Origin of the sequence: Cupriavidus mimosae (assembly GCF_023952485.1) — a bacterium.
Classification (GTDB): domain Bacteria; phylum Pseudomonadota; class Gammaproteobacteria; order Burkholderiales; family Burkholderiaceae; genus Cupriavidus; species Cupriavidus taiwanensis_C.
In genome coordinates, this window is sequence record NZ_JALHRY010000009.1 from 148,344 (window position 1) to 174,734 (window position 26,391).

General features: G+C 65.4%; 21 protein-coding genes and 1 pseudogene. 13 read left to right on the forward strand and 9 right to left on the reverse strand.

The features are described 5' to 3' along the window. Nucleotides 1-88: 88 nt before the first annotated feature. The 3 genes from MKD50_RS18075 to MKD50_RS18085 all read left to right on the forward strand — a co-directional run bounded on the left by MKD50_RS18075 (nt 89) and on the right by MKD50_RS18085 (nt 4,076). Nucleotides 89-1,414, forward strand: coding sequence for a tetratricopeptide repeat protein (locus MKD50_RS18075; protein ID WP_252668046.1), 1,326 nt, complete (start codon nt 89-91; stop codon nt 1,412-1,414). Between the two features lie 199 nt (nt 1,415-1,613). After that, nucleotides 1,614-2,867: an MFS transporter gene (locus MKD50_RS18080; protein WP_115699571.1), complete on the forward strand. Its 1,254-nt coding sequence runs from the start codon at nt 1,614-1,616 to the stop codon at nt 2,865-2,867. A gap of 243 nt (nt 2,868-3,110) precedes the next feature. Then, nucleotides 3,111-4,076: a tripartite tricarboxylate transporter substrate binding protein gene (locus MKD50_RS18085; RefSeq protein WP_252668049.1), complete on the forward strand. Its 966-nt coding sequence runs from the start codon at nt 3,111-3,113 to the stop codon at nt 4,074-4,076. A gap of 165 nt (nt 4,077-4,241) precedes the next feature. On the opposite strand, the gene MKD50_RS18090 is transcribed toward MKD50_RS18085, so the two are convergent. Beyond that, the gene (locus tag MKD50_RS18090; RefSeq protein ID WP_252668050.1) at nt 4,242-5,159 is read right to left on the reverse strand and encodes a LysR family transcriptional regulator; all 918 of its coding nucleotides are present in this window, start codon (nt 5,157-5,159) and stop codon (nt 4,242-4,244) included. A gap of 99 nt (nt 5,160-5,258) precedes the next feature. Here MKD50_RS18090 and MKD50_RS18095 point away from each other — a divergent pair, with 99 nt between their 5' ends. The 7 genes from MKD50_RS18095 (at nt 5,259) to MKD50_RS18125 (ending at nt 13,715) form a co-directional block, all read left to right on the forward strand. Continuing rightward, nucleotides 5,259-5,804: a cysteine dioxygenase family protein gene (locus tag MKD50_RS18095; protein ID WP_252668052.1), complete on the forward strand. Its 546-nt coding sequence runs from the start codon at nt 5,259-5,261 to the stop codon at nt 5,802-5,804. Nucleotides 5,805-5,818: 14 nt separating this feature from the next. Continuing rightward, nucleotides 5,819-6,823 (forward strand): uroporphyrinogen decarboxylase family protein, encoded by a 1,005-nt coding sequence (locus MKD50_RS18100; RefSeq protein ID WP_252668054.1) that lies wholly within the window; start codon nt 5,819-5,821, stop codon nt 6,821-6,823. Between the two features lie 46 nt (nt 6,824-6,869). Beyond that, nucleotides 6,870-7,850, forward strand: a complete 981-nt coding sequence (locus MKD50_RS18105; RefSeq protein ID WP_252668056.1) for a Bug family tripartite tricarboxylate transporter substrate binding protein — start codon at nt 6,870-6,872, stop codon at nt 7,848-7,850. Between the two features lie 162 nt (nt 7,851-8,012). After that, on the forward strand, nt 8,013-9,194 hold the full coding sequence (gene bcsZ / locus MKD50_RS18110; protein WP_252668058.1) for a cellulose synthase complex periplasmic endoglucanase BcsZ: 1,182 nt from the start codon (nt 8,013-8,015) through the stop codon (nt 9,192-9,194). Between the two features lie 241 nt (nt 9,195-9,435). Next, on the forward strand, nt 9,436-11,973 hold the full coding sequence (gene ligD, locus MKD50_RS18115; protein ID WP_252668060.1) for a DNA ligase D: 2,538 nt from the start codon (nt 9,436-9,438) through the stop codon (nt 11,971-11,973). 30 nt (nt 11,974-12,003) lie between these two features. Then, nucleotides 12,004-12,897, forward strand: coding sequence for a non-homologous end joining protein Ku (ku, locus tag MKD50_RS18120; RefSeq protein ID WP_252668062.1), 894 nt, complete (start codon nt 12,004-12,006; stop codon nt 12,895-12,897). Further along, nucleotides 12,894-13,715: a tetratricopeptide repeat protein gene (locus MKD50_RS18125; protein ID WP_252668064.1), complete on the forward strand. Its 822-nt coding sequence runs from the start codon at nt 12,894-12,896 to the stop codon at nt 13,713-13,715. Before ku ends, MKD50_RS18125 begins: the two co-directional genes overlap by 4 nt. Before the next feature lie 69 nt (nt 13,716-13,784). Here the strand turns inward: MKD50_RS18125 and MKD50_RS18130 are convergent, their stop codons facing one another. The 4 genes from MKD50_RS18130 to fnr all read right to left on the reverse strand — a co-directional run bounded on the left by MKD50_RS18130 (nt 13,785) and on the right by fnr (nt 18,639). Then, nucleotides 13,785-14,474: a dienelactone hydrolase family protein gene (locus MKD50_RS18130; protein WP_252668065.1), complete on the reverse strand. Its 690-nt coding sequence runs from the start codon at nt 14,472-14,474 to the stop codon at nt 13,785-13,787. Nucleotides 14,475-14,662: 188 nt separating this feature from the next. After that, nucleotides 14,663-15,778 (reverse strand): alanine dehydrogenase, encoded by a 1,116-nt coding sequence (gene ald, locus MKD50_RS18135; RefSeq protein WP_252668066.1) that lies wholly within the window; start codon nt 15,776-15,778, stop codon nt 14,663-14,665. 93 nt (nt 15,779-15,871) lie between these two features. Further along, nucleotides 15,872-17,446: a PAS domain-containing sensor histidine kinase gene (locus MKD50_RS18140; protein WP_501993633.1), complete on the reverse strand. Its 1,575-nt coding sequence runs from the start codon at nt 17,444-17,446 to the stop codon at nt 15,872-15,874. Nucleotides 17,447-17,847: 401 nt separating this feature from the next. Next, nucleotides 17,848-18,639, reverse strand: coding sequence for a fumarate/nitrate reduction transcriptional regulator Fnr (gene fnr, locus MKD50_RS18145; RefSeq protein ID WP_252668068.1), 792 nt, complete (start codon nt 18,637-18,639; stop codon nt 17,848-17,850). A 391-nt stretch (nt 18,640-19,030) separates the two neighbouring features. On the opposite strand from fnr, the gene MKD50_RS18150 reads away from it, so the two are divergent. After that, nucleotides 19,031-19,429, forward strand: a complete 399-nt coding sequence (locus MKD50_RS18150) for a response regulator (protein WP_240071501.1) — start codon at nt 19,031-19,033, stop codon at nt 19,427-19,429. 21 nt (nt 19,430-19,450) lie between these two features. Here the strand turns inward: MKD50_RS18150 and MKD50_RS18155 are convergent, their stop codons facing one another. The 3 genes from MKD50_RS18155 to MKD50_RS18165 form a co-directional block, all read right to left on the reverse strand. After that, entirely contained in the window at nt 19,451-20,098 is a 648-nt protein-coding gene (locus MKD50_RS18155) for a response regulator (RefSeq protein WP_115699530.1), read from the reverse strand. A 434-nt stretch (nt 20,099-20,532) separates the two neighbouring features. After that, the gene (locus tag MKD50_RS18160; protein ID WP_252668069.1) at nt 20,533-21,393 is read right to left on the reverse strand and encodes a universal stress protein; all 861 of its coding nucleotides are present in this window, start codon (nt 21,391-21,393) and stop codon (nt 20,533-20,535) included. Nucleotides 21,394-21,457: 64 nt separating this feature from the next. Further along, a complete protein-coding gene (locus tag MKD50_RS18165; protein ID WP_252668070.1) occupies nt 21,458-22,288 on the reverse strand; it encodes a universal stress protein in 831 nt (276 codons plus the stop codon). A gap of 293 nt (nt 22,289-22,581) precedes the next feature. On the opposite strand from MKD50_RS18165, the pseudogene MKD50_RS18170 reads away from it, so the two are divergent. Further along, nucleotides 22,582-23,593: pseudogene (locus tag MKD50_RS18170) on the forward strand (zinc-dependent alcohol dehydrogenase family protein). 63 nt (nt 23,594-23,656) lie between these two features. After that, nucleotides 23,657-24,967 carry a phosphoribosyltransferase gene (locus MKD50_RS18175; protein ID WP_252668162.1) on the forward strand — a complete coding sequence of 437 codons (1,311 nt, stop codon included), beginning with the start codon at nt 23,657-23,659 and terminating at the stop codon, nt 24,965-24,967. Between the two features lie 179 nt (nt 24,968-25,146). On the opposite strand, the gene flgL is transcribed toward MKD50_RS18175, so the two are convergent. Continuing rightward, on the reverse strand, nt 25,147-26,376 hold the full coding sequence (flgL, locus tag MKD50_RS18180) for a flagellar hook-associated protein FlgL (RefSeq protein ID WP_252668071.1): 1,230 nt from the start codon (nt 26,374-26,376) through the stop codon (nt 25,147-25,149). Nucleotides 26,377-26,391 lie beyond the last annotated feature (15 nt).

Here is a 26,391-nt window from a genome sequence, read left to right on the forward strand (position 1 = left end):
AGTTGGCATGGCGATCCTCCGGCCTGCACCGTGCACCGGGATGCCGCCGCTTGCCCAAGGCCTTGACCTCACAGGAGTGAATAGTTTTATGGCGCGCTTCGAAGACCGGTACGGTCTGCAACTCTCCACGACTTCTGACGTCGCCGCGGACCGGTACCGGACCGGCATCGACCTGCTGCTGTCCCTGTGGCCGGACGCGGCAGCGACGCTCGATGCCGCCATCGCGGCCGATCCGGATTTCGCGCTCGCCTACGCTGCGCGCGCACGCCTGCACGCTATCCGCGCCGAGGCGACCGACGCCAAAGGGAAGATTGCCGTCGCCCAGGAGCTGGTGGCGCGCCATGGCACCGAGCGCGAGCGCAGCCATGTCGAAGTCCTGCGGCTGGCCATCCACGGCCAGTCGGCCAGGGCGCTGGCCGGCGCACTCGAGCACGCCGACCGCTGGCCGCGCGACATCCTGATCCTGTCCCTGCCGCTGGGCGCCTTCGGCTTGCTTGCATTCTCCGGCATGGCAGACCACGACCAGGCACGGGTGGACCTGTGCGAGCGTCATGCTGCGCATTTCGACGCGGATGACTGGTGGTTCCTTACCTATCGCGGCTGGGCGCATGGCGAGAACGGGGATGTCGTGCGCGGTCGCGCCTTCACCGAGCGCGCGCTGCAGTTGCGACGGAACAATGTCAACGCGGTTCATGCGCTCACACACGTGATGTATGAAGCCGGCGCTGGCACCGAGGCGGAAGCGCTGATCGAGGACTGGCTGCCCGGCTACGACCGCAGCGGCGTCCTGCACAGCCACATCGCCTGGCACGCCGCGCTGGTTGCGCTGGAGCGGGGCGACACAGAGCAGGCGCTCGGGATTTATGGCCAGTACGTAGCGCCCTCTAACACCTTGGGCGTTCCGATCAATGTCGTGAGCGATACGGCTTCATTCTTGTGGCGCTTCCAGGCTTACGGGCATCCGGTCCCGGCGGGACTCTGGCAGGATGCATCGGCCTATGCTTCGCGGTACTTCCAGCAGCCCGGCTTCCCGTTCGCGGACGTTCACATGGCGCTGGTGGCGGCAGCCAGTGGCGACCGGGCTGCGCTCGAGGCGCGCGTCGAGGCGCTGAACGCACTCATCGAGGCGGCAAAGCTTCCCGCCGGTCCCGTGGTGCCGGCCATCTGCCGCGCTGCGATGGCATTCGCCGAACAAGACTATGTGGGTTGCGCCAGTCTCCTGGAACCCGTGGCGCACGAAGTTGTGCGTATCGGTGGCAGCGCAGCGCAGCGTGAGGTCGTGGAAGACACCCTGCTGGTTGCGTGGCTGCGCAGCGATAACGCCACCAAGGCGCGGGCGCTGCTCGGCAAGCGGCTGCATCGCCGCCCCTCGCCCCGCGACGCAAGCTGGCTGGAAGGCCTCGCCGCGGCCTGACGCCGCACCACGGACGGCTCCGCTGAGCGACAGCGCAAAGGGGGCCGTCGATTCTCGCCGTTCCTCCGGCCTGCTTCGCTCCCGCGCATGCCAGGATCGCCGCGTTCAGCCACAGCCACGCCGGCGCCAGCCCGTTCCCGGAACAACGTCCCTCCACCGCCGCTCGGCAGGCATCGGCCTGCCGGGCCAATCACTCCAAATGAGCTCCATCGCAACTACGGAAGCCACCGGGCTTCGACGGCTATTGGTTCACGGCATTGGGCCCGTCGCGGCGATCGCCATCGCGCAGCTTTTCGGCACCGCCTTGTGGTTCAGCGCGAACAGTACCGCAGCCGACCTGATGCGCGTCTGGCATGCATCGGAGTCCGACATCGGCTGGCTTACCAGCGCAGTACAGCTTGGCTTCATCCTCGGCACGCTCGGCATATCCCTGAGCGGAGGCGCGGACCGCTTCCGCGCGAGTTCGATCTTCGTCGGAAGCGCGATTGCCGGGGCGCTCTTCAATCTCGCCTTTGCCTGGTTGTCGACGGGTTTCGCCAGCGGTGCGGCGCTTCGCTTCTGCGTGGGGGTCTGCCTGGCAGGCATCTATCCAATGGGCATGAAACTCATTGTTGGCTGGGCACCGCACCGAACCGGCCAAGCACTCGCTCAACTGGTCGCGATGCTGACCCTCGGCACCGCGCTACCGCATGCCATGCGCGTGGTGGGCGCTGGTCTGCCATGGCAGCTTGTCATTACCGCTTCCTCGGTACTTGCCCTGCTCGGCGCCTGTGTGATCGCGGCGCTTGGAGATGGTCCCCACTCGGTCATAAAGCCTCGGCAAGCGCAGCACGCACAGAAGGCCGGCGCTGCGCCGCGCTCGGTGCTTCAGGTCTTCCGCATTGATGCATTCCGAGCCGCAACACTGGGCTACTTCGGACATATGTGGGAGCTCTACGCCTTCTGGACCTTGGTACCCGTTCTTGTCGCGCGCACATCATTGCCCACGCTGTTCCCGGACATCGGTGTCTCGGGACTGGCCTTTATTGTGATCGGGATCGGCGGGCTTGGCTCTCTGATCGGTGGCGCCTTCTCGCAGCGCGTCGGTAGCGCCAGGGTGGCGTTGACCGCGCTGAGCATTTCCGGGCTGTGCGCCATAGCATTCGCCCTAGGCTGGCAGGCCTTGTCGCCTATCCCCCTGTTCGGTTTGCTACTGCTGTGGGGAGCCTCCGTCGTGGCCGACTCCCCACAGTTTTCCGCGCTTGCAGCGAAAGCGTGCCCGGCGGAACTAGTGGGCAGCGCCCTCGCGATCCAGAACTCCATCGGCTTCGCCATCACTGTCGTGTCCATCGCAGCAACAACGGCCCTGATCGAACGCGTCGGCCTGGACGCCACCTGGCTCCTTGTTCCGGGCCCGATCCTGGGGCTGGCCGGCTTCGCGCTGACGTCTTTACGGGCGCGCGCTGCGCGCTGATACAGTGCGACCATCTGACGAAAAAGACCGCTGACGACGTCACCGCATTGTCAATAGGAGGAAACGCCGGACCTGAAATGTCAGCTTCAGTGGGGGTCAATTGACGCTGCCGGCATGCGAAACCTAGACTCGGCCGCACCAAGGATGCAAGCGCGCTGACTGGCCGTATGACCTGCCTGCGAACACGACAGCGCGCCTCACTGGTGCATGAATCCATACGATCTCAAGACAGGGGAGACAGTCATGAAGTACAGCGCAAGGCTCGCCGGCATCATTGCCCTTTCATCGTTTGCCGTCACCACCGCGGCCTGGGCAGACGACTATCCGAATCGCCCGATTACGCTTGTCATTCCCTGGGCGGCGGGCGGATCCACCGACGTGGTCTTTCGCACACTGGCGAACGCTGCGGCCAGGCGGCTTGGCCAACCTTTCGTGGTCGAGAACAAGCCCGGAGTAGGGGGGACACTGGGCGCCGTGACCATGTCGAAGACGGCAAAGCCAGACGGCTATACCATTGCCCAGGTATCGGTACCCTTGTTCCGCCTGCCGCTCATCCAGAAAAGCAACTGGGACCCCGAGAAGGACTTCACGTACATCGTTGGCCTGATGGGTTACACCTTTGCCATCACGGCGGCGGCGCAGTCCCCCTACAAGAGCTGGGCCGACGTCGTCAGCGCGGCGAAGAAGCATCCCGGCACCATTACGTACGGCACCTCTGGCCAGAGCTCCACCCCGCACCTTGGCATGGAACAGATCAGCGCCATGGCCGACATCAACCTCGCGCACGTGCCGTTCAAGTCGGGCTCTGAAACGAGCGTCGCCCTGCTGGGCGGACACACGCAGCTACAGGTGGAAGGCGGCACGTGGATCCCATTGGTGAAAAGCGGCAAGGCAAGACTGCTTGCCGTCTGGACCGAGAAGCGCAGCAAGCTGTTTCCTGACGCACCAACCCTGAAGGAACTCGGCTACCCCCTCGTCATCACCTCGCCGATTGGTCTGGCCGGGCCCCGCGGCATGGATCCAAAGACCGTCAAGAAGCTTCAGGATGCATTCCATGCTGCAATGGGTGATCCCGAAGTGCAAAAGATCATGGACGACTATCTGATGCAACCGGACTACAAGACATCGGAGGATTTCCGGAAGTTCATGCTGCAGGAGCAGGCCAAGGAAAAGGCTCTGGTCCAGCGCCTTGGACTCAGTATGCAATAACGCAGAGGCGAACTCCTCCATAGCGTCACAGGCATGAGCCGCGACAGTCATTGTCGCGGCTCGTTGGACGCGAGCAGGAGCTGCAAGTCAACCGAGATAAAACTGAGCCGCGCAAAAAATAATTCCATGGCGCGCTGACGCTCACCGCGCTGTGCGCGCCACCGGTTATCCGTCCCGGCCGTGGCCATAGCCTTGCCGCAGCAGGTTCAGCAACGCGCTGACGTAGCTCCTTGGACCCAGCACGTCCTTGCGTGCGCAGAGATTCAGCGTTCTCTTCGCCCAGGAATCCCTGAGTACCACCACGCGAAGCCCTTCGCAATTGACGGTCGCCAAGGCGGAACGCGGAACGATGGCCACCCCGGCGCCGGAGCGAACCATGGACGCTACCGCCGCAAACCCTGCCACCTGGATGCGCACATCGACGCGTTTGCCGAGTTCCGACGCCTTGGCGAGCAAGAAGGAGTGGATGGCCGAGCCGTTCTGCTGGCTGACAAACGGGAAGCGCAGACACTCCAGGAATGACACGGGTTCGCGCTCTTCCCATGGTTCGGACGATGCCTGCAACAGCACGATTTCATCCTCCCGATAGGGAAAGTACACAAGGTCGGGATGGGGCTCGGCCTGCGTGAGGATACCGATATCGGCACGCCCTTCGACCACCGCGACCAGGATGTCCCGGCTAACGTGCTCTTCAAGCGTTATGCGCGCCTTGGGATGGGCTTTCAGGAAGCCTTGCAGATCGCCGGGCAAAAAGCTGGCGATCGCGCTGCTGTTGGCGTAGATGGCGACCTGTGCATGGACATCTTCGGAGAACGGCACAAGGCTGACGTGCATTTCCTCCAGTTCGCCGAGGCACCGCCTGCAGTGGTCCACCATGATTTGGCCGGCTCTCGTCGGCGAAACCCCGCGCGCCTCCCGCTTGAACAGCTTTGTGCCAATCACCTGCTCCAGGTGCTTGACGCGCAGGCTTGCCGTCGAAGGCGCCAGGAAGCAGGCCGCGCCCCCCTTCGTCATGTTTCCCGCATCCGCGATCGCCACCACCAGCTTCAAATCCATGATGCTGCAATGCATCAGTCTTTGCATTTCTCAAACTCTCGTCTTGCCACAACTCGTTTGTCCAAAGGCGTCTGCGCAGACAGACTCTGCCTGCCGGCATTGTGCTCGACCTTTTGGAAATCGCAAATGTGCAAATCAACGCAGTCTCCCTCGGCCGCCTTGGCGGTCCTCACCAGCGCCATAGACGGGATTCTCGACAACGCCCGGGATACCGATGTCAGCGCCGTCCGCGCGGCCATCCAGCAGGCCTTCCGCTCAGGGGTCTGGCTACCGGAGGCGCAACGCGCACCGGGCGAAGAAAGCTATGCGCGCCATGTCCTGCATAGCGATCCGGACCGCCGCTACACCGTTCTTGCCCTGGTATGGAAGGAAGGCCAGGCCAGCCCGGTACATGCCCATCACAGCTGGTGCGCCTACTCGGTGGTTTCGGGAGAACTCTTCGAAGAGCGGTTCTCATACGACGCCGCGTGCCACGGCGCGGTCGCCGTTAGCAGTGGCTTGAAAGGACCGGGCGACGGCGGCTGTGGCCGTGCAGGCCTGGATCAGATTCATCGCATTCGAAATCGCCGCAGCGAAACGGCCATCTCGGTACACGTCTACGGCGTTCCCGCAACGGAACTGCGTCACGGCGTCAACAACGTCCTGCCGCTTCTGGAACCGACCACAATTTGAAGGGAGTTGCCATCGTGAAGAACATCGATCACTGGAAACGCATGGACGCTGTATTGCGCGGCGATGCCATGGAGCAGATTCCCGTCTCGCTTTGGCGGCATTTCCCCGTCGAGGATACGGACCCCGGCAGGCTGGCCCGGCATACGATAGCGTGGCAGGAAAAGTGGCGGTTCGACTTCGTGAAGTTTATGCCTCCCGGCACCTTCAGTGTGGAAGACTGGGGCGCAGCTACCGCGTATACGGGCGCGACGAACGGCGCCCGGGTCGTGACCAATGCCGCCGTCAAACGCACGGAAGACTGGAAGAAAATCCGGCACCTCAACGCGCGAGCCGGGTCGTGGGGACAGCAAAACGTTGCGCTGGCGCAAGCCGCGGGCGGGCTCAATGGTTCGGTACCGATTCTGCAAACGGTTTTCAGCCCGCTGACGACAGCCCGCAAGCTAGCCACGGATGGCATGTTTGCCGACATCCGCTGCAACCCGGATGCCCTCGAAGCCGCGCTGCGCGTGATCACCGACGTCACCATCGAATTCTGTCTCGACGCGATTCGTGCGGGCGCGCATGGGATCTTCCTGGCCACCCAACTTGCATCGCACCGGCTTCTTACCGTTACCGAATATGAGCGCTTCGGTGCGAAGTACGACATTGAAATACTCGAAGCCTTGCGCGGCCGCTGTCAGTTCAACATGCTTCACGCCCACGGCGATGACATCATGTTTGATCTGCTTTCCACCTACCCCGTACAGCTGTTCAACTGGCATGATCGACTGACCGATCCGGATCTGCGGCGCGCTCGACAGAAATTCTCGCAAGTGCTGGTGGGCGGGCTGAACGAGCACAACACGCTCGTCCGCGGCACCCCCAAGGAGATTGCCGGCGAGGTCATGGACGCCATCGAGCAGACCGACGGCCGGCGCCTGATCATCGGACCCGGATGCGTGCTGCCGGTCGCGACTGGCGATAGCGCCATCCAGGCCGTTCTGGAAGCAGCGCGCGACCACAACACGGTAGCGTTGTAGCGTAATGCAGCACAAGGTCAGCACACGTACAACAACAGGAGACACCATGTTCAAGCATGTTTTCAAGGTAAGCATTGCAGCCGCGCTGCTGGCGGCCGCGCAAGCGGGCTATGCCGATGCATGGCCGGAGCCGTCCAAGCCAATCAGCCTGATCGTTCCCGCGCCGGCTGGCGGCGGCACCGGCGACACCATCGCCCGGCTGCTGGCGCAGAATCTCAAGCGGGAACTGAATGCGACCGTTGTCGTCGATAATCGCGGTGGGGCCAACGGGAACATTGGCGCCGGACTGGCGGCCGCCGCAAAGCCGAACGGCTACACCTTTCTGCTGTCCTGGGCTGGCACGCTGGCCGTCAACCCCAGCCTGTACCGCAAGTTGCCCTTCGATCCCCAATCAAGCTTCACGCCGGTTTCCATGGTTGCCGAGGTGCCAAACGTTCTGGTGGTCAACAACACCTTGCCGGTGAACGCGTTGGCAGACTTTATCTCCTACGCCAGATCGCACCATGGAGAACTCAACTATGGCAGCTCAGGCAATGGAAGCTCGATGCACCTGGCGGGAGAATTGTTCAACCGGGAGACCGGCATCAGCATGACCCATGTTCCTTATAGCGCGCCGGGGACAGCCACAACCAACCTCCTCGCCAACGACATCCAGGTGATGTTCCAACTGGTACCGGGCATCATTGGCCAGGTCAAGGCGCACAAGGTCAAGGCGCTGGCCATCCTGTCGGCAAAGCGGTCTCCTGCCTTGCCCGACGTTCCCACGACGACGGAGCTGGGACACCCCTTGCTCGTCTCGTCAACGTGGTTTGCCGTGTTGGCGCCCAAGGGGACACCCGATCCGATCGTTCAGCGCATGAACGCGGCGATCAACAGAACGCTGACGAGTCCTGACGTAGCAAAAGCCCTGGCCGAGATGGGAGCGATCCCGCTAGGGGGCGATCCAGCCAGGCTCGCCAGCACGCTGTCAGCGGATCTGAGCAAATGGCGGGCGGTGGTGAAGCAGGCGAATATTCAACTGCAATAGGATGGCAGCGGCACAGTCTGTTTGTTATCGGACGCGCAGGAAGAGTTGGCTGCCTCCGCACAGGTGACCGCCCTGAGTTGTGGCATAAACTCTTCCGAAGCGCGCCCGCGATGGGCCGTCCATAGCGACCTCCGCTCTACACCGCGGCGCATCACCTTCGCCATGACAAACCCAGCCCGCCGTCGTTACGTGACTTATGCCTGCGCGCTCGGCGCCAGCGCGCTGACCGCAGCATGGCCCACCGAGACGCGCGCCCTGGCACCTTCTGTCACACCGCCCGCATCCCCGTGGCCGCTCTACCGGCAGTTCCTGGAGCGCTTCGTGCAGGCGGATGGCCGCGTCATCGATTTCTCCACGCGCACGCTGCAAAGCACGTCCGAGGGCCAGTCCTACGGCATGATGTTCGCGCTGGTCGCCGATGACCGCGATACCTTCGACCGGCTCTGGCGCTGGAGCGTGGCCCATCTTGGCGATGGTCGCCTGGACGACAAGCTGCCGGCATGGCAGTGGGGCAGGCGCGACGACGGCACGTGGGGCGTGCTGGACCGCAATCCGGCGGCCGATGCCGATCTGTGGTTCGCGTTCGCGCTGGCGGAGGCGGCGCGCTTGTGGCATGCGCCCGCCTACGCCGACGCGGCACGCGCGTTGCTGCGGCTGGTGGCAGCGCAGGAGGTGGCCACACTGCCCGGCTTCGGCCCCATGCTGCTGCCGGGTCCCGCGGGGTTTATCGACAGCGGCCCCGACGGCTCCCGCAGCTGGCGTCTCAATCCCAGCTATCTGCCGGTACCGCTGATGCGCCGGCTCGCTGCCTTCGATCCGCCGGGTCCGTGGGGCGGGCTGGCCGCACAGGCGGCCAGGCTGATCCGCGCGGTGTCCCGGGCCGGCATCGTGCCGGACTGGTCGGCGTACCGCGCCGGTGCGCGTCGGCGTGGATTCGTGCGCGATCCGGTCAAGGGAGACCTCAGCAGCTATGACGCCGTGCGGGTCTACCTGTGGGCTGGCATGACGCCCGAACAGGACAGTACGCGGGGCGCCATGATGCAGGCGCTGCTGCCCAATGCGGCGCGCCTGGCAGGGCGGGCGGCACCGCCGGAGAAGATGTACGCCGAAAGCGGCAAGGTCGAAGGCATCGGACCGCCCGCCTTCTCCGCCGCGCTGCTGCCGTTCCTGAACGCAGCCGACTCGCCGGCCCTGGCTGCCCAATGGGCGCGTGCGAGGGAGATCGTGGGCGCACCGTCGGGGCCTGGCGGCCCGACCTACTATGACACGGTGCTGGGCCTGTTCGGGCTTGGGTTTATGGAAGGGCGCTACCGCTTCTCCGCCTCGGGCCACCTCGACAGGTGATGGCGCCAGGCGCAAGCGCCTGTCGCAAGACGCACTTTCCGGCGCATCTTGTCAGACGGCTTCCGATAGCCCGCATCCGCGTGCGCGCGCAGACTGGCCGCATCACTCCGGGGGAGACCGCCATGGCCGGAAAACACCTTCACGTCGTACCCGTCGAGGGGTCCGGTCACGCCGCGGCGTGCGCGTCCTGCGTGGCGCGCGCCGGGGTCCGCTGATCCGGGCAACGACATCGGGCAAGACCATGGCAGGCCGCAAGACCCGGGCCGCTCCCGCCGCCAGGCATGGCGGCACCGCGCCCGCTGGCGGCCTCGAGCGTTACAGCAAGAAGAGAAATTTCGGCATCACGCCCGAACCCAGCGGGAAGCCAGCGCGGCCGCGGCCGCGCCAAGATGCGGCGCCGCTGCGCTTTGTCGTCCAGAAGCACTGGGCCAGGCGCCTGCACTATGATTTCCGGCTGGAGCTCGACGGCGTGCTGCTCAGCTGGGCCGTGCCCAAGGGACCGTGCTACGACCCGGCCGAGAAGCGCATCGCCGTCCATGTCGAAGACCACCCGCTCGACTATGCCGGGTTCGAAGGCGAGATCCCGCCGAACCAGTATGGCGCCGGGTCGGTGATCGTGTGGGACCGCGGCACCTGGACGCCGGTGGGGGATCCGCAGGACGGCATGGCCGCCGGCAAGCTCGTCTTCGAGCTGCACGGCGAAAAGCTGACGGGACGCTGGGAACTGGTGCGCATCGCCAAACCGGGCGACAGGTCCGAGCAATGGATACTCTTCAAGAAGCGCGACGCCTGGGCGCGTCCGCTGGCAGAGTTCGATGTCCTCGCCGCGCTGCCGGACAGCGTCATCGCCAGGCCGCTGGGCGCATTGCCCGAGGGCTCCGGCGTCGCGGACCAGGATGATCCGGCCCAGGCCATCCGGCGCGCGCCGCGCGCGTCATTGCCGGCGAAGCTGCGGCCCCAGCTTGCCACGCTCTCGCCCACCCTCCCTTCCGGCACCGGCTGGATCATCGAAACCAAGTTCGACGGGTACCGGATCCTGGCAAGGATCGACGATGCCCGGGTAACGCTGTTCACCCGCAACGGGCATGACTGGACGCGCAGGCTGAGCTCGCTGGCGGCGGAAATCGAGAAGCTCGATATCTCGCAGGGCTGGCTGGATGGCGAGATCGTGGTGCTGCGCGACGACATGCCGGATTTCAACGCCTTGCAGAACGCCATCGACGGGCATCGCCACGAGGCGATCGTCTACTTCGCCTTCGACCTGCCGTACTGGGAAGGCCGCGACCTGCGCGAGCTGCCGCTGGCGCAGCGCCGGGCGAAGCTGGCCGGCCTGGTCGCCGACCGCTCGGAGCGGGTGCGCTTCAGCGAAGCCTTCGATGCGCCGCCGGCGCAGATGTTCCAGGCCGCATGCCGGCTGGGCCTGGAGGGGCTGATGTTCAAGCGCGCCGATTCCCCGTATGTCTCGGCACGGACGCAGAGCTGGCTGAAGGCCAAATGCAAGCTGCGCCAGGAGTTCGTCATCGGCGGCTTCTCCGACCGGGAAGGCGCCACCGCCGAGGTGGGCAGGCTGTATCTGGGCGTCTACGCGGATGGCGCCCTGGTTTATGCGGGCGGCGTCGGCACCGGTTGGGACAGCGCCACGGCCACGGACTTGCGCAAGCGCCTGGCGGCACTGGAAGTCAAGGACAGTCCGTTTTCGACGGAGGCCCGCGGCAGCGGGCGCTGGGGCGGCCGACGGCCTGCCGTGGTGCGCAGGGTCCGGCCAAAGCTGGTCGCGGAGGTCGAGTTCACCGAGTGGACACCGGACGGACAGGTTCGCCACGCATCATTCAAAGGGCTGCGCACTGACCATGCCCTCAAGTCGATCCGGCGCGAAGCGGTGCAGACCGCGGTCACGCCCCATGGCGTTGCCGCCATCAAGGTCACCAATCCGGAACGGGTGATCGACCGGTCCAGAGGCATCACCAAGCTGGAAATGGTGCGCTACTACGAGAGCGTAGCCGCGGTGATGCTGCCGCACCTGGCGGACCGCCCGCTCTCGCTGGTGCGCGCGCCGGAGGGCATCGACGCGCCCACGTTCTTCCAGAAGCATGCCGAGACCGCAATGCCCGGCCTCACCGAGCAGCCGGCTTCGCTGTGGCCCGGCCACGCGGCGTTGCTGACCGCAGACTCGCCCGAAGCCATTGTCGCCGCCGCCCAGATGAACGTGGTGGAGTTCCACACCTGGAATTCCACCGCGCGCGATATCGACCATCCGGACCGGGTCATCTTCGACCTGGACCCCGGCGACGGCGTGGCGTGGGAGACCATGCAGGAAGCCGCCATGCTGGTGCGCACGCTGCTGGACGAGCTGGGCCTGCAATGCTGGCTCAAGACCAGCGGCGGCAAGGGCCTGCATGTGGTGGTGCCGCTGGCACCGCGGCGGACCTACGATGAAGTGAAGGCGTTTTCACATGCGGCTGTCAGGCACCTGGCCACCACGCTGCCGCAGCGCTTTACCGCCCGCTCCGGCGCCGCCAACCGCAAGGGCCGCATCTTCGTCGATTACCTGCGCAACGGCTTTTCGCAGACCACCGCCGCCGCGTTCTCGGCACGCGCGCGGCCTGGCCTTGGCGTGTCCATGCCGGTGTCGTGGGAGCAACTTTCCAGACTGAAAAGCGGCGCGCAGTGGACCATCCGCGATGCGCGCGAGTACCTGAGCTTCCAGCTGGCGGACCCCTGGCAGTCTTACTGGGAAACACGCCAGACTTTGACGGAGGCCATCGAACGCTTAAGCTGAATCCAGGCGCAACCCAATGTGGAGTATCCAATGGCTGCCCGATCGCTTGCTTCCCTGTCGCTGTCGTTTGGCCTGGTGTCGATACCGGTCAAGCTCTATACCGCCACCGAGAGCAGTTCCGCCGTGCGCTTCAACCTGTTGAGCAAGGATGGCTCGCGCGTGAGGCAGCAGTACATTTCCGAACAGACCCAGAAGGTAGTCGAGCGTGCCGACATGATCAAGGGCTACGAGTTCGAGAAAGGCCGCTTTGTCACGTTCGCGCCCGACGAGCTCAAGGCACTGGAAGAAAGCGCCAGCCATATGGTCGATATCGTCGCATTCATACCCGAGCAAAGCGTCGATCCGCTCTACTACGACAAGGCGTATTTCATCGCCCCCGACAAGCGTGGCGGCAAGCCCTACAGCCTGCTGCGCGAGGCCATGTCGCGCACCGGCCGCTGCGCCATCGCGAAATGGGCCTCCAAGGGCAAGTCCCACGTAGTCCAGATCCGCCCGGTGGAAGGCGGGCTGGTGTTCCAGCAGCTGCTGTTCGCGGATGAAGTGCGCAACATCGCCGAACTGAATATCGAAGAGGTGGCGGTGTCCGAGGCCGAGCTCAAGCTGGCGATCCAGCTGATCGAGCAGGCCTCCGAGGAAGAATACGACCCCAGCCAGTACAAGGACGAGGAGAAGGCCAGGATCCTGGCCGCCATCGATGCCAAGATCGCCGGCAAGCATATCGTGGCCCCCGAGCCGGTGGAAGCCGGCGCCGGCGGACAAGTGATCGACCTGATGGACGCGCTGCGCGCCAGCCTGACGAAGAAGGGCACCGCCGCCGCCAAGGGCAAGGCTGCCGCAGCCGCACCACCGGCCCGCAAGTCTGCCCGGCGCGGCGCGGCGGCCGAGCCCACGCCGATCCGACGGACCACCAAGAAATCAGCGTGAAGCGCAACGGCGGGCTCAGCACGCGCGACCTCGAGGCGCGCCTGGGCGTGTCCAGGCGGCTGATCGGCAGCCTGGTCGCAGCCGGGCTGGTGCAGCCCACGCGCGGCTTACACGGCGAACACGTGTTTTCCTTCCAGGACGTGGTGCTGATCCGCACCGCCGACTCCCTGCACCGCGCGCATATCGGGCCGGCGCAGATCCTGCGCGCGCTGCGCCATCTGGAACGGCTCAAGCCGGACCGGCACCTGTCCGCGGTACGCATATCGGCGTGCAGCGGCAAGGTCTCGGCCAGGGACCGCCATGGCGACTGGATCGTGGAAACGGGCCAGCGGCTGATGGACTTCGGCACGCAGGACGAGGCCGGAGTCCGCGTCATGGCGCTGACACGGGAAGCTTCCGCCTATGCCGCCGCAGACGAAGCGCTGGCCGAGGGCCTGAGGCTGGAACCGCTCGATGTCCGCGGCGCCGAAGCGGCTTACCGGCGCGCGGTGGCGCATTATCCGGCGATATTGAACGCGTACCTCAATCTCGGCTGCCTGCTGGCCGACCAGCAACGGCTTGACGAAGCCATCCTGCTCTATGAATCCGCGCTGACCGTGCTGCCTGACGAGCCGCAGCTGCACTTCAACCTGGGCGTGGCGCTGGAGGATACCGGCGCCACACAGGCGGCCCTGGCCGCCTACGAGCGCAGCATTGAACTGGCGCCCGGCGATGCCGACGCGCACTACAATGCCGCGCGCCTGCACCAGGAACTCGGGCACATCCAGAAGGCGCTTCGGCATTTCAACCAGTACCGGAAGCTGGATCGCTCTGAATGATGCGGTGCCGGCGCGGGGCTGCTGACCGGCCTGTACTTGCGGCAATTCCATTACGCAGTTCCGGGAGATTCAGCAGGCCCATTGGCCTGGCGGCGTCGAACGCGTCGCCGCCATGAAATATTGACAAAACCACTTCGCGGCGAGATCGCCTGCCTGTTCCAGCGCCCCGGGCTCCTCGAACAGGTGCGTGGCGCCCGGAATCACCTCCAGCCGCTTCTCGCAGAACATGCATGCGGCGGCATGCGCGTTGAGCTTCAGCACCGCCGGGTCCCCTTCGCCAACGATCATCAGCGTCGGCGCCCGCAGCTGGCATAGTGCCTCGTGGCCAGCCAGGTCGACACGGCCGCCGCGCGACGCCACTGCGTCGATGCGCAGATGCGGCGGGGGGTCTGCCGCGGCACGAATGGCCGCCGCAGACCCTGTGCTTGCGCCGAAGTAGCCAAGCGGCAGATGGCGCTCGCGCGCGAGTTGCGCCACCGACGCCGTAGCAGCCCTGAGCCGCTCGCCAAGCAGCGGGATATCAAAGCGCTTCGCCATGCCGACGCCCTCGTCGGCTGTCAGCAGGTCGAACAGTAGCGTGCCCAGTCCCATCCGCGCCATTATCGATGCCACCTTGCGGTTGCGCTCTCTGGGGCGCGAGCTGCCGCTTCCCTGGACAAACAGGACCAGGCCCATTGCCGTTTCGGGCAAGCAAAGGTCGCCTGGCAGCACGATATTTCCGGCATGGATTCGCACCGGTTCGCTGGTGATGGGCTCCATGAGTTTCCCTCTCCGTTTCCGTTACATGCCCGGCATTCACCTCAGCCCCTCCAGCCGGCATGGCGCCCTGCTCCGGTTCGCCCGGCTGCGGCTATGGTTCATTCCAAGGTAGAGGCCACAAGGCGATGTGGCTTGATGCCCGTCAACAGCTGTGTGTCTCGCACCGATGCGCCAGAGGTGGCGTGGGCTTATGCCAGCACCTCGTCGGCGGGCACATAGGCAAGGCCGTGCGCAAGCGCGACGGCCGCATAGGTGACGTTGCCGCGACAGACGTTCAGCCCGGCCCGCAGGCAAGGGTCTTCCGCGAGCGCGCGGGACCATCCCTTGTCGGCAATCGCCGTTGCGTAACCGATGGTGGCGTTGTTCAACGCGAAGGTCGATGTCCTGGCAACGGCCGCCGGCATGTTGGTCACGCAATAGTGCAGCACACCGTCGACCACGTAGGTTGGTGCCGTGTGGCTGGTGGGTCGGGAAGTCTCGAAGCAGCCCCCCTGGTCGATCGCGACGTCCACCATCACCGAACTGCCCTTCATGCGCCCGACCATCGCCGCCGTCACCAGCTTGGGTGCTTCCGAGCCGGGCACCAGGACGGCCCCGATCACCGCATCGGCCGCAAGCAGCGCGCGCTCGATGGCATCCGCGCTGGAATAAAGCGTGACCAATCGATTGCCGTAGACGAGTTCCAGATGCCGCAGACGTTCGATGTTCCGGTCGAGTACCGTGACACGGGCGCCCATGCCGACGGCAATCCGAATCGCATTGGTGCCCACCACGCCAGCCCCAATCACCACCACATGTGCCGGTGCCACCCCCGGCACGCCGCCCAGCAGCAGGCCCATTCCACCTTGCGGCTTCTCGAGGTAGGCGGCTGCCACCTGCACGGACATGCGGCCGGCCACCTCGCTCATCGGTGCCAGCAAGGGAAGGCTGCCGTCCGCTGCGGTCACGGTCTCGTAGGCAACGCAAACGGCCCCGGATTTCAACAGGTCCATGGTCTGCTCCCGGTCCGCCGCCAGGTGCAGGTACGCATACAGGATCTGCCCCGGCCTCAGCAGCGCCCGCTCCACCGGCTGCGGCTCCTTGACCTTTACGATCATGTCGGCCGAGCCGTAGACCTCCGTTGCGTCTCCGGCCAGGCTGGCACCGGCCAGCTGGTAGGACTGATCGGTCAGGCCGATGGCGGCGCCGGCGCCGGCCTGCACCAGCACCGTGTGACCGCGGTGGACCAGCTCGCGTACGCTGGCCGGGGTGAGACCAACCCGGTACTCCTGGTCCTTGATTTCCTTTGGTACGCCGATTCGCATGGCACAGAGCTTTCGTCTTTGGTACAAGGTGCTTGCATGGCCCGCGCCCACGGCGCCCCAGGGTCTCGCGATGGCGAAAGCATGCACCAGCACCTACGCGTGCATGCCGGGTATGAACGGAATCCTGACTTCCAGGCAAAGGCCTTCTCCGGGCGCACTGTCGACGGCGACCGTGCCGCCGAGCAGGCGCGCCCGCTCCCGGATACCAAGCAGCCCGAGCGACTTCCTTGGCTCATCGCCGGCCGGCAACTTGTCCCAGCCCACACCATTGTCTTTGACCTGCAACGCCAATTGCCCCGCGGCAACGGCCACATGAATATGGACCTCGGTCGCGTTGGCATGCCGGACGACATTGCTCAATGCCTCCTGGACGATACGGAACATTGCAATTGCCACTTGTTCGGAAACCTCGGCATCCACGCCGTCGACGGTCACCGACAAGCCATAGCGGGCGGCGCAGTCGTTGGCAAGCCACTCAATGGCCGGCAGCATTCCCAGCTCGTCAAGCAACGCCGGTCGCAGGTCGCTTGCTATGCGCCGCACCGAGGCCACGGTTTCGTCGATGACGACGTTCATGGCGGCCACCCCATCCAGCAGGCATTCAATACTCCTGCCCTCCTTCACATCAGCGCCGAGCATGGCGAGATCCATTTTCATGGCGCTCAGGCGCTGGCCAAGATCGTCGTGCAGTTCGCGAGCGATCCGACGCTTTTCCTCCTCGCGCGCGGCAAGAATGCTGTCGGACAAGTGCTGCAGTTCCTCGCGCGAATGCCGCATCGCCTGTTCCGCTCGCACGCGTTCGGTAATGTCGCGCAGCATCACCGTGTACAGCCTGGCCCCGCTGTCGGTGATCTGGGAGATAGAGGCTTCTACCGGGAACTCGCTGCCGTCTCGACGCAAGGCGTAGAGCGCACGCTGGCGCCCCATTGCGCGTTCCGAGACACCCGTAACACCAAAGCGGCGAACATGCTCTTCGTGAGCACGTCGGAAGCGTTCCGGAATGAAATCGGCCAGCGGACGACCTGTCGCCTGCTCCGCCGGCCATCCAAACAGCTTCTCTGCCATGGGATTGAACAGGATTACCCGTTGACGCTCATCGACGGTAATGATCGCCTCCATCGACGATCGAATGATGCCCGCCAGCCGTGCCTCGCTTTCCTTGACGCGTTGCAGGCTGGTGCGCAGCGCCTGGTCGGCCCGCGCGCGTTCGGTAATGTCGCGCAGCATGACGGTAAACAGTTTGCTGCCGCCCTCGACCGTCTGCGAAATCGACGCTTCGATGGGAAACTCGGTGCCGTCCCGGCGCAAGGCAAAGAGCGCGCGTTGACGGCCCATTTGCCGCTCCGACGCTCCGGTGATGCCAAATCGGCGCACATGTTCTTCATGCGCGGCGCGCAAGCGCTCCGGAATGAAGTCACCCAGGGGCCGCCCGATGGCGAGTTCGGCGGGCCAGCCGAACAGCGCTTCCGCCATGGGGTTGAACAGCACGACGCGCTGTTCGCTGTCCACGGTGATAATCGCCTCCACCGAGGAGCGGATGATCGCCGACAAGCGTGCTTCATCCTCCTCGACGCCGCGGTTGGCCGCAGCGCGCGCATGTGTGGAGCGCCGCCGGTGAATCAGGAACAGACCGAGGACAAGCCCGATGCCGGCGCCCAGCCAAGCCAGCGAGGGAAGTGAAAGCCCCCAGTGCTGCCGGACTTTTGCTTGTAGCAGATATGCCAGCCCGGCCAATAGCCCGATCGCGCCACTGCCGATCGCGATGTCGATAGCATAACGGGAAGACCTGCCAGGCGACAGCGGCTTGCCCCCGGGGGCAAAAGGGCTGGACATGGGGCGCAATGCCTGTCTGTTGCGGTGCCTCTTGAGGCTGTTCTGATCATCAATATAGTCCCCCCGTTGGCAATCGCAACGTTGAAGTGTTCCATGGGTCTCGCTTTGGCGGCGCCAACACCGCGACGGCAGCCGACGTGGTTCGCCGCGCGTCCTCGCGCCTGGGCGAGGACGATTACCCGCTCCTGGTGCTTGTTCTCGGAAAGAGAGAGCTCCTATTGTCAGGGCACCCGAGACTAGCGCGCGTCCAGCGCATCGAGGTTCAGCAACTCCAGCGACTTGCCTTGCACCGACAGCAGGCCCTCGTGCTGGAACCTGGAAAGGGTACGACTCACTGTTTCGAGCGTCACGCCAAGGTAGCTGCCGATGTCCTCGCGTGTCATGCGCAGGACGAAGGCGGTGGCCGAATAACCGCGCGCGCGATGGCGTGCGGAAATGCTCAGCAGAAAGCTGGCGACACGCTGCTCGGCGGACATGTTGCCCAGCAGCAGCATCTGGTTTGCCTCCCTGACGATCTCGGCGCTGAGCATGCGGTGGAACTGGCGCTGGAGCGGCTTGATCTCGCGGCAGAGCGCTTCGAGCAGATGATAGGGAAGCACGCAGACCACGCTGTCCTCCAGGGCAATGGCGTCGCAGGTATGCGTCTCCTCGCATATGCCGTCCATGCCGAGAGCGTCGCCCGCCATGAAAAAGCCCGAGATATGCTCCTTGCCGCGCTCCGGTGTCACCACGGTCTTGAAGGAGCCGGCCCGCACGGCGTAGAGGCTGCGGAACGGTTCGCCGGCGCGGAACAGCCGTTCCGCCTGCCTGACGGTACGCCATCCCTGCATGACGCGGTCGAGCCGCTCGACATCGTCCGCTTCCAGGCTGGCCGCCATGCAGATATGCCGCATCATGCAGTTGGTGCAGCGAGCGCCAACCCCCGCCGCGGCAGGCCGGGACGCCGGCGCCGGCGGGCGCGGCTCGCATGAGGCAAAGGTGTCGGCCGCTTCGTCGGCGACATCGGCCTTGCTGAGCATCTCATACATGGTTGCCTCCGGCCTGTGGCCATGCTGTCGGGACCCGTTGTCACCTGGCTGTGCGAGGCCGTGCGCCGGCCTCCTGTGACAGTCAGTATCGGTGTCCACCAATACCCTGCCTAGCAGGCTTCGCTGAGTTGTGCGTCAGTATTGAGGACCCTTCTGTCAGGCTTCCCTGACACAGCGGTGAGCGCAGCCGCGCGACGCCGGCGTCTGCCTGACATGACGCCAGCCGTGTGCACGCTGCCCGCCCGCCGATCTCCAATCGGCTTGATCCAAGACAAGCCGAAGCCGCCACCGCTTGCCAAAGTGGAAGGACCCGGCTGCGCTGCTTCGGTCCTGACTCCAGCTTCAGCCGCTGCTTATATCGCTAACCGTGGATAGCGCAGACACTGGTCACATGCCCGCTGCCGATCTCGCCCATATCCCGACGCTGTATCTCGTCGAGCCAGCGGGCTCGCTACGGAGCCGGCAGCTGAGCATGCTTGCTCGCATTGCCGGCATTCGCGTGATCGCGGCCAGTGCCAGCGCCGGCAGCGAACTGGCGAGCCTTGCGCACCATCGCCCCGACATCGTGGTCATCGGATTGCGCGCCGGCCGCGCGCGTGCGCTGCACGACGTCAGTGCGATCCGGGCGGCGCTCCCCGGCTGCATCCTCGTCGTCCTGGTCGACACCCTTGCGCAACCGCTTCGGCATGCCTGCCTGAAGGCTGGCGGCGACTATTGCTTCGACCGGACCCTGGAGCTGGAAGCGCTGCGTGCAACGCTGGACCGGCTGTCGGCCAGCGCATACCCTTGACGCGCGCGGTTCTGCCGGGACTTACAGGTCGGCGTCTTCATCGAACAGGTGATTTCGCATCGCATAGCGCAATAGCATGGCCTCGTTGGACATCTGCATTTTCTCCATCAGACGCATCTTGTAAGTGCTGACCGTCTTCGCGCTGACGCACAACGCCGAAGCGATGGCGGTGATGGGTTCCCCCAGCACCAGGCGCCGGTATACTTCGAGCTCCCGGTCTGATAGCCGCAGATGCGGCAGCCCATCGGTCTGGTCCTTGATGCCGCTGGCCAGCTTCGCGGCCATCCCCTGGCTGACGTAAGTACCGCCGCGGGCCACTTGTTCGATCGCGGCCACCAACTCCGTCGCCGCACTCTCCTTGGTCAGGTACCCGGCCGCGCCCGCCTGAAAGGCGCGCACGATGTATTGCTCTTCCGCATGCATGGTCAACACCAGGATACGCAATAGCGGCGCTTCGGCGCGCAACAGCCTGATGAGTTCCAGGCCGCTGCGCCCCGGCATCGACAGGTCCAGCAACAGCACCTGCGGGCTGCAGTCCCTCACCATTTTCGGCACCTGGGAGCCGTCGGCGGCTTCGCCGACCACCTGGAACACACCGGCCCGTTCCAGGATATGCCGCAACCCGTCGCGCACCACGGCGTGGTCGTCCGCAATCATCACGCGTGTCATGCCTCCTCCAGCATCGCCCGGCCAGCTCGGGTCAGCGCCAGAGTTGGCGCTTGCCGCTACCGCGCTTGCCGGCTGGCGTCCTGACATAGCTGCCGCGGCGGCGAGTATCGCGGGATCTGCGTGCCGGAGCAATGTCCGCTCCGGCGCAGCGAGCCATTCGACTATAGGTTTTGTGCTGGCAAGGGCAAAAAACTCGCGCGGCAATAGTGTTATATACGGCACATGGTAAAGGTGCCTCAGAATCTGCCGCCTTCACAAACTACCGCTGCCCTCACTGCAGCAGCGCCAAGCGTATCGAATCCTATGCCAAGGCGCGGTGGGATGGACCACACTGGCGCATGCGGGCGAGAGCGACTGCCGCCCGGTCACGCCTGCGGCGGGTTCGACCCGCGGCCTGCGGAGGCGCGGGCGCGGTGCGGGACTCTGCTTGCGCGTCAGTGCGACATGAAGACCGGGAACGCGGACTGGCGCAGCAGGCTGCGGGTCGAGCCTCCCAGCACCAGTTCGCGCAGGCGCGAGTGGCCATAGCCGCCGGCAACCAGCACGTCGGCCTGCAGCCCGGCGACAAGCCGCGGCAGCAACACATCCGGCTCGCCCTGCTCTACATGCAAATCGGCGTCGACGCCATGGCTGGCCAGCCACGCCGCCAGGCGCTTGCCGCTTGCGCGGCTAGTGTCGCTTTCATGGCTGTCGCCGCCCCGCGCCGCGCGGCTTACGCCCGCGGACGCGACCACCAGCACCGACACCACGGCGGCACGCGCGAGCCAGGGCATGGCATCGGCTACCGCTCTTGCCGCGGCCCGCGAGCCGTTCCACGCGATCGCGACGCGGCCTTCCAGTGGTGGGGTGGCAAGACCGGGAAGCAGCAAGATGGGCCGTCCGGCTTGCAGCATCACATACTCGGCGACGCCTGGAAGCCCGACGGGAACGTCGGTATGCACCGAAGGCGGCCCGGGCAGGATCAGATCGGCGCAGCGACCATGTGTTGCCAGCGCCCAACCCGCCTCGGCCGCAACCACGACATGCCGGGTCGGCATGCCCGGCGCGACCCGCCCGACCCACTCGCGCAGCGCCTCATGATGCCTGGCGGCCAGGCGCTGGACATGGTCCCGGGCGAGAACGGCATATCGTCCGGCGTCTTCCCCTGCACCGCGAAACGGCTCCAGCTGCGTGCCGGTTGCGGTGAGTCCCACCACGGTGCCAGAGAATGACGCAGCCAGCTGCGCCGCGCATTCCACGCGCGCCTTGCACGTCGGCCCATCGCTCAGGTCGACCAGAATCGTCTTGAAGTTCATAGTGCAGCTTGTCGGTTGGTAGCAGGCAAGGCTGTCGCCCGAGCACAGACAGCCCTACGCCCGCTCAGTGCGAGAACATGACCGGCACTGTCATGGATTCGAGCAGAGTCCGGGTGACGCCGCCCAGGACCCGTTCCCGCATCCGGCCATGTCTATAGGCGCCCATCACAATCAGATCTGCACCAAAGTCGGAAGCACGCGTCAGGATCAACTCGCCGACCGTCGTGTCGGCGCCGCCCGGCCCATGCTGGATATCGACCGCCACACCATGGCGCTCCAGCACGCGCGCGGCATGGGCGGCCGGCGTTGCCTCCGGCCTGGCATCCGCCGCCGTATGGGCGCACAGGACGCACGCCGTCGCGCCCGCGATGAAAGGCAGCACATCGTGCAGCGCGCGGGTCGCTTCCCGGCTGCCGTTCCAGGCCACCAGCACGCGCGTGCCGAGGGTCTCGAATGTGCCGGAACACGGCACCACCAAGACGGGGCGGCCACTCTCCAGCAGCAGCGCTTCGAGCAACTGCCTCGCGTCGGCGTCAGCACTGTCACGGTCATATTGCCCCGCTACGAGCAGCCCCGCCTCGCGCGCCTGGCGTAACGCGCAAGCCACGGAATCACGCTCCGGCACACGCCATTCCGCCGACACAGGCAGGCCGTCCGTCCTGGCGAGAAAATGTCCCCGGACCACCTCCCTCAGTGCAGCGCGCCGGGCCATATCCTCATCGAAATAGCGCTGCGCGTTCTCCATCCGGTAACACCACGCCGGCTCGGGAACAAGGCCCGCGTAAAGTCCGATCAACGGACAGCTATGGGTCACGGCAAGCCGCCCGGCGAGCACCAGCCGCTGTGTCGTTTGCCGGTCACTGCCCAGCTGTACCAGGATGCTGTCGCAGGCCATGGTCGGAGTCCCGTGAAGACGATTCAAGGGCAGTCTAGGTAGACACGCGGGCCTAGACTTGATGCAAATCAATGACGCCCAAAGCGCTTTGGCGACTTCAGTTAGGAGACGAACCGCTGATTCTTGTTGCCTCGTTCGCTGCTCTTGCCATTGATCCTGCGCTTACACACCAGTTGCCTCTCGCATTGCCTTGATGTAGCGCAATCCAACGCGACTACCTGCATCTACGATGGGACAAGGCCTGCGAATCCGCAGGCTGACCGGGGGGATTAGCAAAGATGGTGAGGACGACCATGCCTGGCACTATGAAGGCCATGCTGTTCGACGGCGTGGGACGGCCATTACGTCTGGCGGACGTGCCGGTCCCAGAACCCGGCCACGGTGAGGTGCGCATCGCCGTCTCCACTTGTGGCGTATGTCGCACCGATCTGCACATTGTCGAAGGTGATCTGCGCCATCCCAAACCGGCGCTCATACCGGGGCACGAGATTGTCGGGCGGGTGGATGCTTGCGGCGAAGGCGTCACCGCCTTCCGTCCCGGTGAACGCGTGGGTGTGCCATGGCTGGGACACGCATGCGGCGCTTGCCGCTACTGCCTGCGTCATCGCGAGAATCTGTGCTGCGCGCCGCTGTTCACCGGCTATACTCGCGACGGTGGCTATGCCGAGTACGCGGTTGCCGACAGCGCCTTTTGCTTCCGGATCCCGCCCGCCTACGACGACGAACACGCCGCGCCACTGCTCTGCGCCGGCCTGATTGGCTATCGCGCCTTGCGCATGGCAGGCGCTGCCAGCCAAGTACGCCGCATTGGCATCTACGGCTTCGGCGCCGCGGCACATCTCGTGACGCAGATCGCGGCGGCGCAAGGCCGCGAAGTCTACGCCTTTACCCGCATGGGTGATACAGCCGCTCAGCAGCTCGCCTATCAGACGGGTGCCTGCTGGGCCGGTTCAAGCGACCTGGAGTCGCCCGTGCCGCTCGATGCGGCGCTGATCTTTGCTCCGGTTGGCGCGCTGATTCCCAAAGCGCTGCGCGCGGTGGACAAGGGTGGCGTGGTTGTCTGCGGCGGGATTCACATGAGCGATATCCCAGCCATGCCCTACGAACTGCTCTGGGAAGAAAGACGTCTCTATTCCGTTGCCAACCTTACGCGCGCCGATGGTCTTGCGTTAATGGATATTGCCGCCCGGACTGCGCTGCATACGCAAACCACCGCCTATCCCCTGGAGCAGGCCAACGAGGCGCTGGCCGATCTGCGCGACGGCCACGTTTGCCGGCGTCGCCATCCTGAATATCCGTCAATAAATCACTGGCTGCCGATCGATGAGCCGATATCAGACTCGTTTCCTGTCCCGCGAACATGCCGGCGTGGAACTGGCCTCGGCGTTGCGCCCCTATCGCGAAACCGGCGCGCTGGTGCTGGCGATTCCACGCGGCGGCGTGCCGGTCGGGCGCGTCGTGGCCGACGCCCTGGGCGCTGACTTCGACCTGGTGATGGCGCGCCGGATCGATGCGGGCGTGGCGCTGGACGGCACTGGCAAGACCTGGCATACGAACGACGCGCACGCGGACAGCAACACCGGCAGCCTGCGCGGCGCCCACTTCGACCAGTTGTGCCGGCAGCGCGCGGTCTATACGCCGGTTCGCAAGCCGGCGGAGCCGGGCGGCCGCGTGGTGATCGTCGTCGACGACGGCCTGGTGAGCGGCGCAACCATGCATGCCGCGCTCGCCAGCCTGCGCAAGCGCCACCCCGCGCGGCTGATATGTGCCCTGCCGATCGCCACCAGGGCCGGGCTGGACCAGGTGCGGGCGTTGGCCGATGAACTCGTCTGCCTGGATACGCCAGACCGCATCGAAAGCCTGGCTCACTTCTATCGCGAGTTCCGGTTGGTCAGTGATGACCAGGTCCGGCAGTTGACAGGCATGGCATCAGCGCAGTCCCCGCGCCGCGCCGGGCCGGGTGCGGTGCCAAGCGTCCCCGCGCTGAGCAAGGTAATGCTGATTCCCTATGGGACAACGCCTCTGCGGGCCATACTCGAATCCGCTCCCAATCCCGTCGGCGTCGCGGTGATGGTGCATGCCGGCGACGCCCAACGGCGCGCCGCCCGTAGCCAATACCTGGCACGCAAGCTACGCGCAAAAGGACTCGCCACGATGCTGGTAGACCTGCAGCCTGACGGCCGCGTCGACAATGCCCAGGTTTCGGCCCTCGATGACCTGGCGGCGAGATTGGACCAGACCCTGAGCTTCCTGCGTGCCAGCACGCCCTTTGCGGGCTTGCCCGCTGGGCTGCTCTGTGCCGGCACCGCCGCCGCGCCGGCCTTGCGCTCGGCCGCGGACCACCCTTCACAACTCGGCGCCCTCGCCTGCGTTGCAGGGCGAATCGATCTGGCCGGCAGCGCCGCATTGCAGCGGCTAGAGACGCCTACCTTGCTGATGTGCGCAAGCGGCACTGCGGAGAGCATTCGCATCCATCAGCGTGCCTTCGAACAGATGCATTGTCCTCGACAACTGAACCTGGTTCCGGCCAGCGGCTGCGGATTTGATGACCGAAAAGCATTGGCGGAAATTGCGACGTTGACGGGCGACTGGTTCGAGCGGCACCTTGCAAATCAGACGCGCCCTTGTCTAGGTTACAGGGGTGAGGAGGTCTCGTCCATCTCTCCGGGACAATCCTGACCACCACCGCTCGAGTCGTTCCTCCCGGGCAGGCGAGCCTCTATCGTCTTTGGCGGGCTCCGGGTTAAGCGCGGTTTTCGGCCCATCAATCGGTATCTGACAAATACTCGATTGGCAGTTTTCCAAACGCTGTTCCCGGGGACACGCAAGCACGCGTGCCTGCTGGCCCCCTTCACGATTTACAAATACTTGAACAGATTCATCCCCTGGATCTGCATGAACGACTGCTGCGCGCCCTGCAGCGCCACCTGCCGCTGGTAATACTCGGTAATCGCCTTGGCGTAGTCCAGGTCCTGCAGCCCCGACAACGTCTGCGAATACGTCAGGTCGCGGTTGGCGCCCACGTCGTCCAGCGCATCCAGCTCGTTCATGCGCGAGCCCACCGACGCGCGCACGGTCAGCACGTTGTCGAGCGAGTTGGAGAACTGGCGCACGGCGGTCGACAGCACGTTGCCAAGGTGGGCGCGGTCGTTTTCGGAGGCGGCGGGCTGGCGCAGCGTGTCGATCACGGTCTGCAAGTTGGCGAACATGTCGGTGCCGGCCTCGCTGGCGGGCTGCATGGTCAGGGTGTCGCCGGCCTTGGGGGTGCCAGTGACGTTGAAGCTGAAGCCCGCGACTTCGATCTGCGCCGGCGAGGTGTAGGGCACCGGGCCGGTCACCACCGGTGCGGGGGTGGTGCCGGTCGAGGTGTCGGTAATGGTGTATTCGATCTGGCCGGTGGCGTTGGCCGTGAACGACATCTGCAGCGCATGGCCGAACAGCGGGTGGCTCGGATCGGTGGTGGACACCGTGCCAAAGGTGGCGGTGCCGGTGTTGGCGGGGTCGCCCTTGACCACATAGCCGGCGCCGCCGGTCACGCTCATGAAGACTTCCCGGCCGGTGTTGCCGGCGGGCATCTGGCGCGCCACGTCGACCTGCAGCAGTTGCTGGCCGTTGTCGCCGATGTAGGTGCTGGCCCCCGCGCTCTGCGTGAACGGCGCGCTGCCCGAGCGGGTGCCGCCGAACAGGAACTGGCCGTTGCCGTCGTCGGAGTTGGCCAGGCTCAGCAGCTGGTTGTACAGGCCTTCCAGCGCGGTCGCGAGCGAGCCGCGGTCGGCATCGCTCATGGTGCCGTTGCCGGCCTGCACCAGCAGGGTCTGGATGTTCTGCGTGATGGTGGTGACGGACTGCAGCGCGTTCTCTTCCGCGGCCAGCGCGACATTGGCCTGGTTGCGGGAGGTGGCGTACTGGCCGTTGACGGCCTGCGCCTGGCTGACGCCCAGCGCGCGCGTGGCGCCGACAGGATCGTCCGACGGAGTCAGGATGGAGCGGCCGGTGCCGAGCTGCTGCTGGATATGCATCAGCGCGCCCTGCTGGTAGTTCATCGAAGCCAGGCCTTGCTGGTACAGAGTGGAGCTTGCAACGCGCATATTGGGTTACCTCTT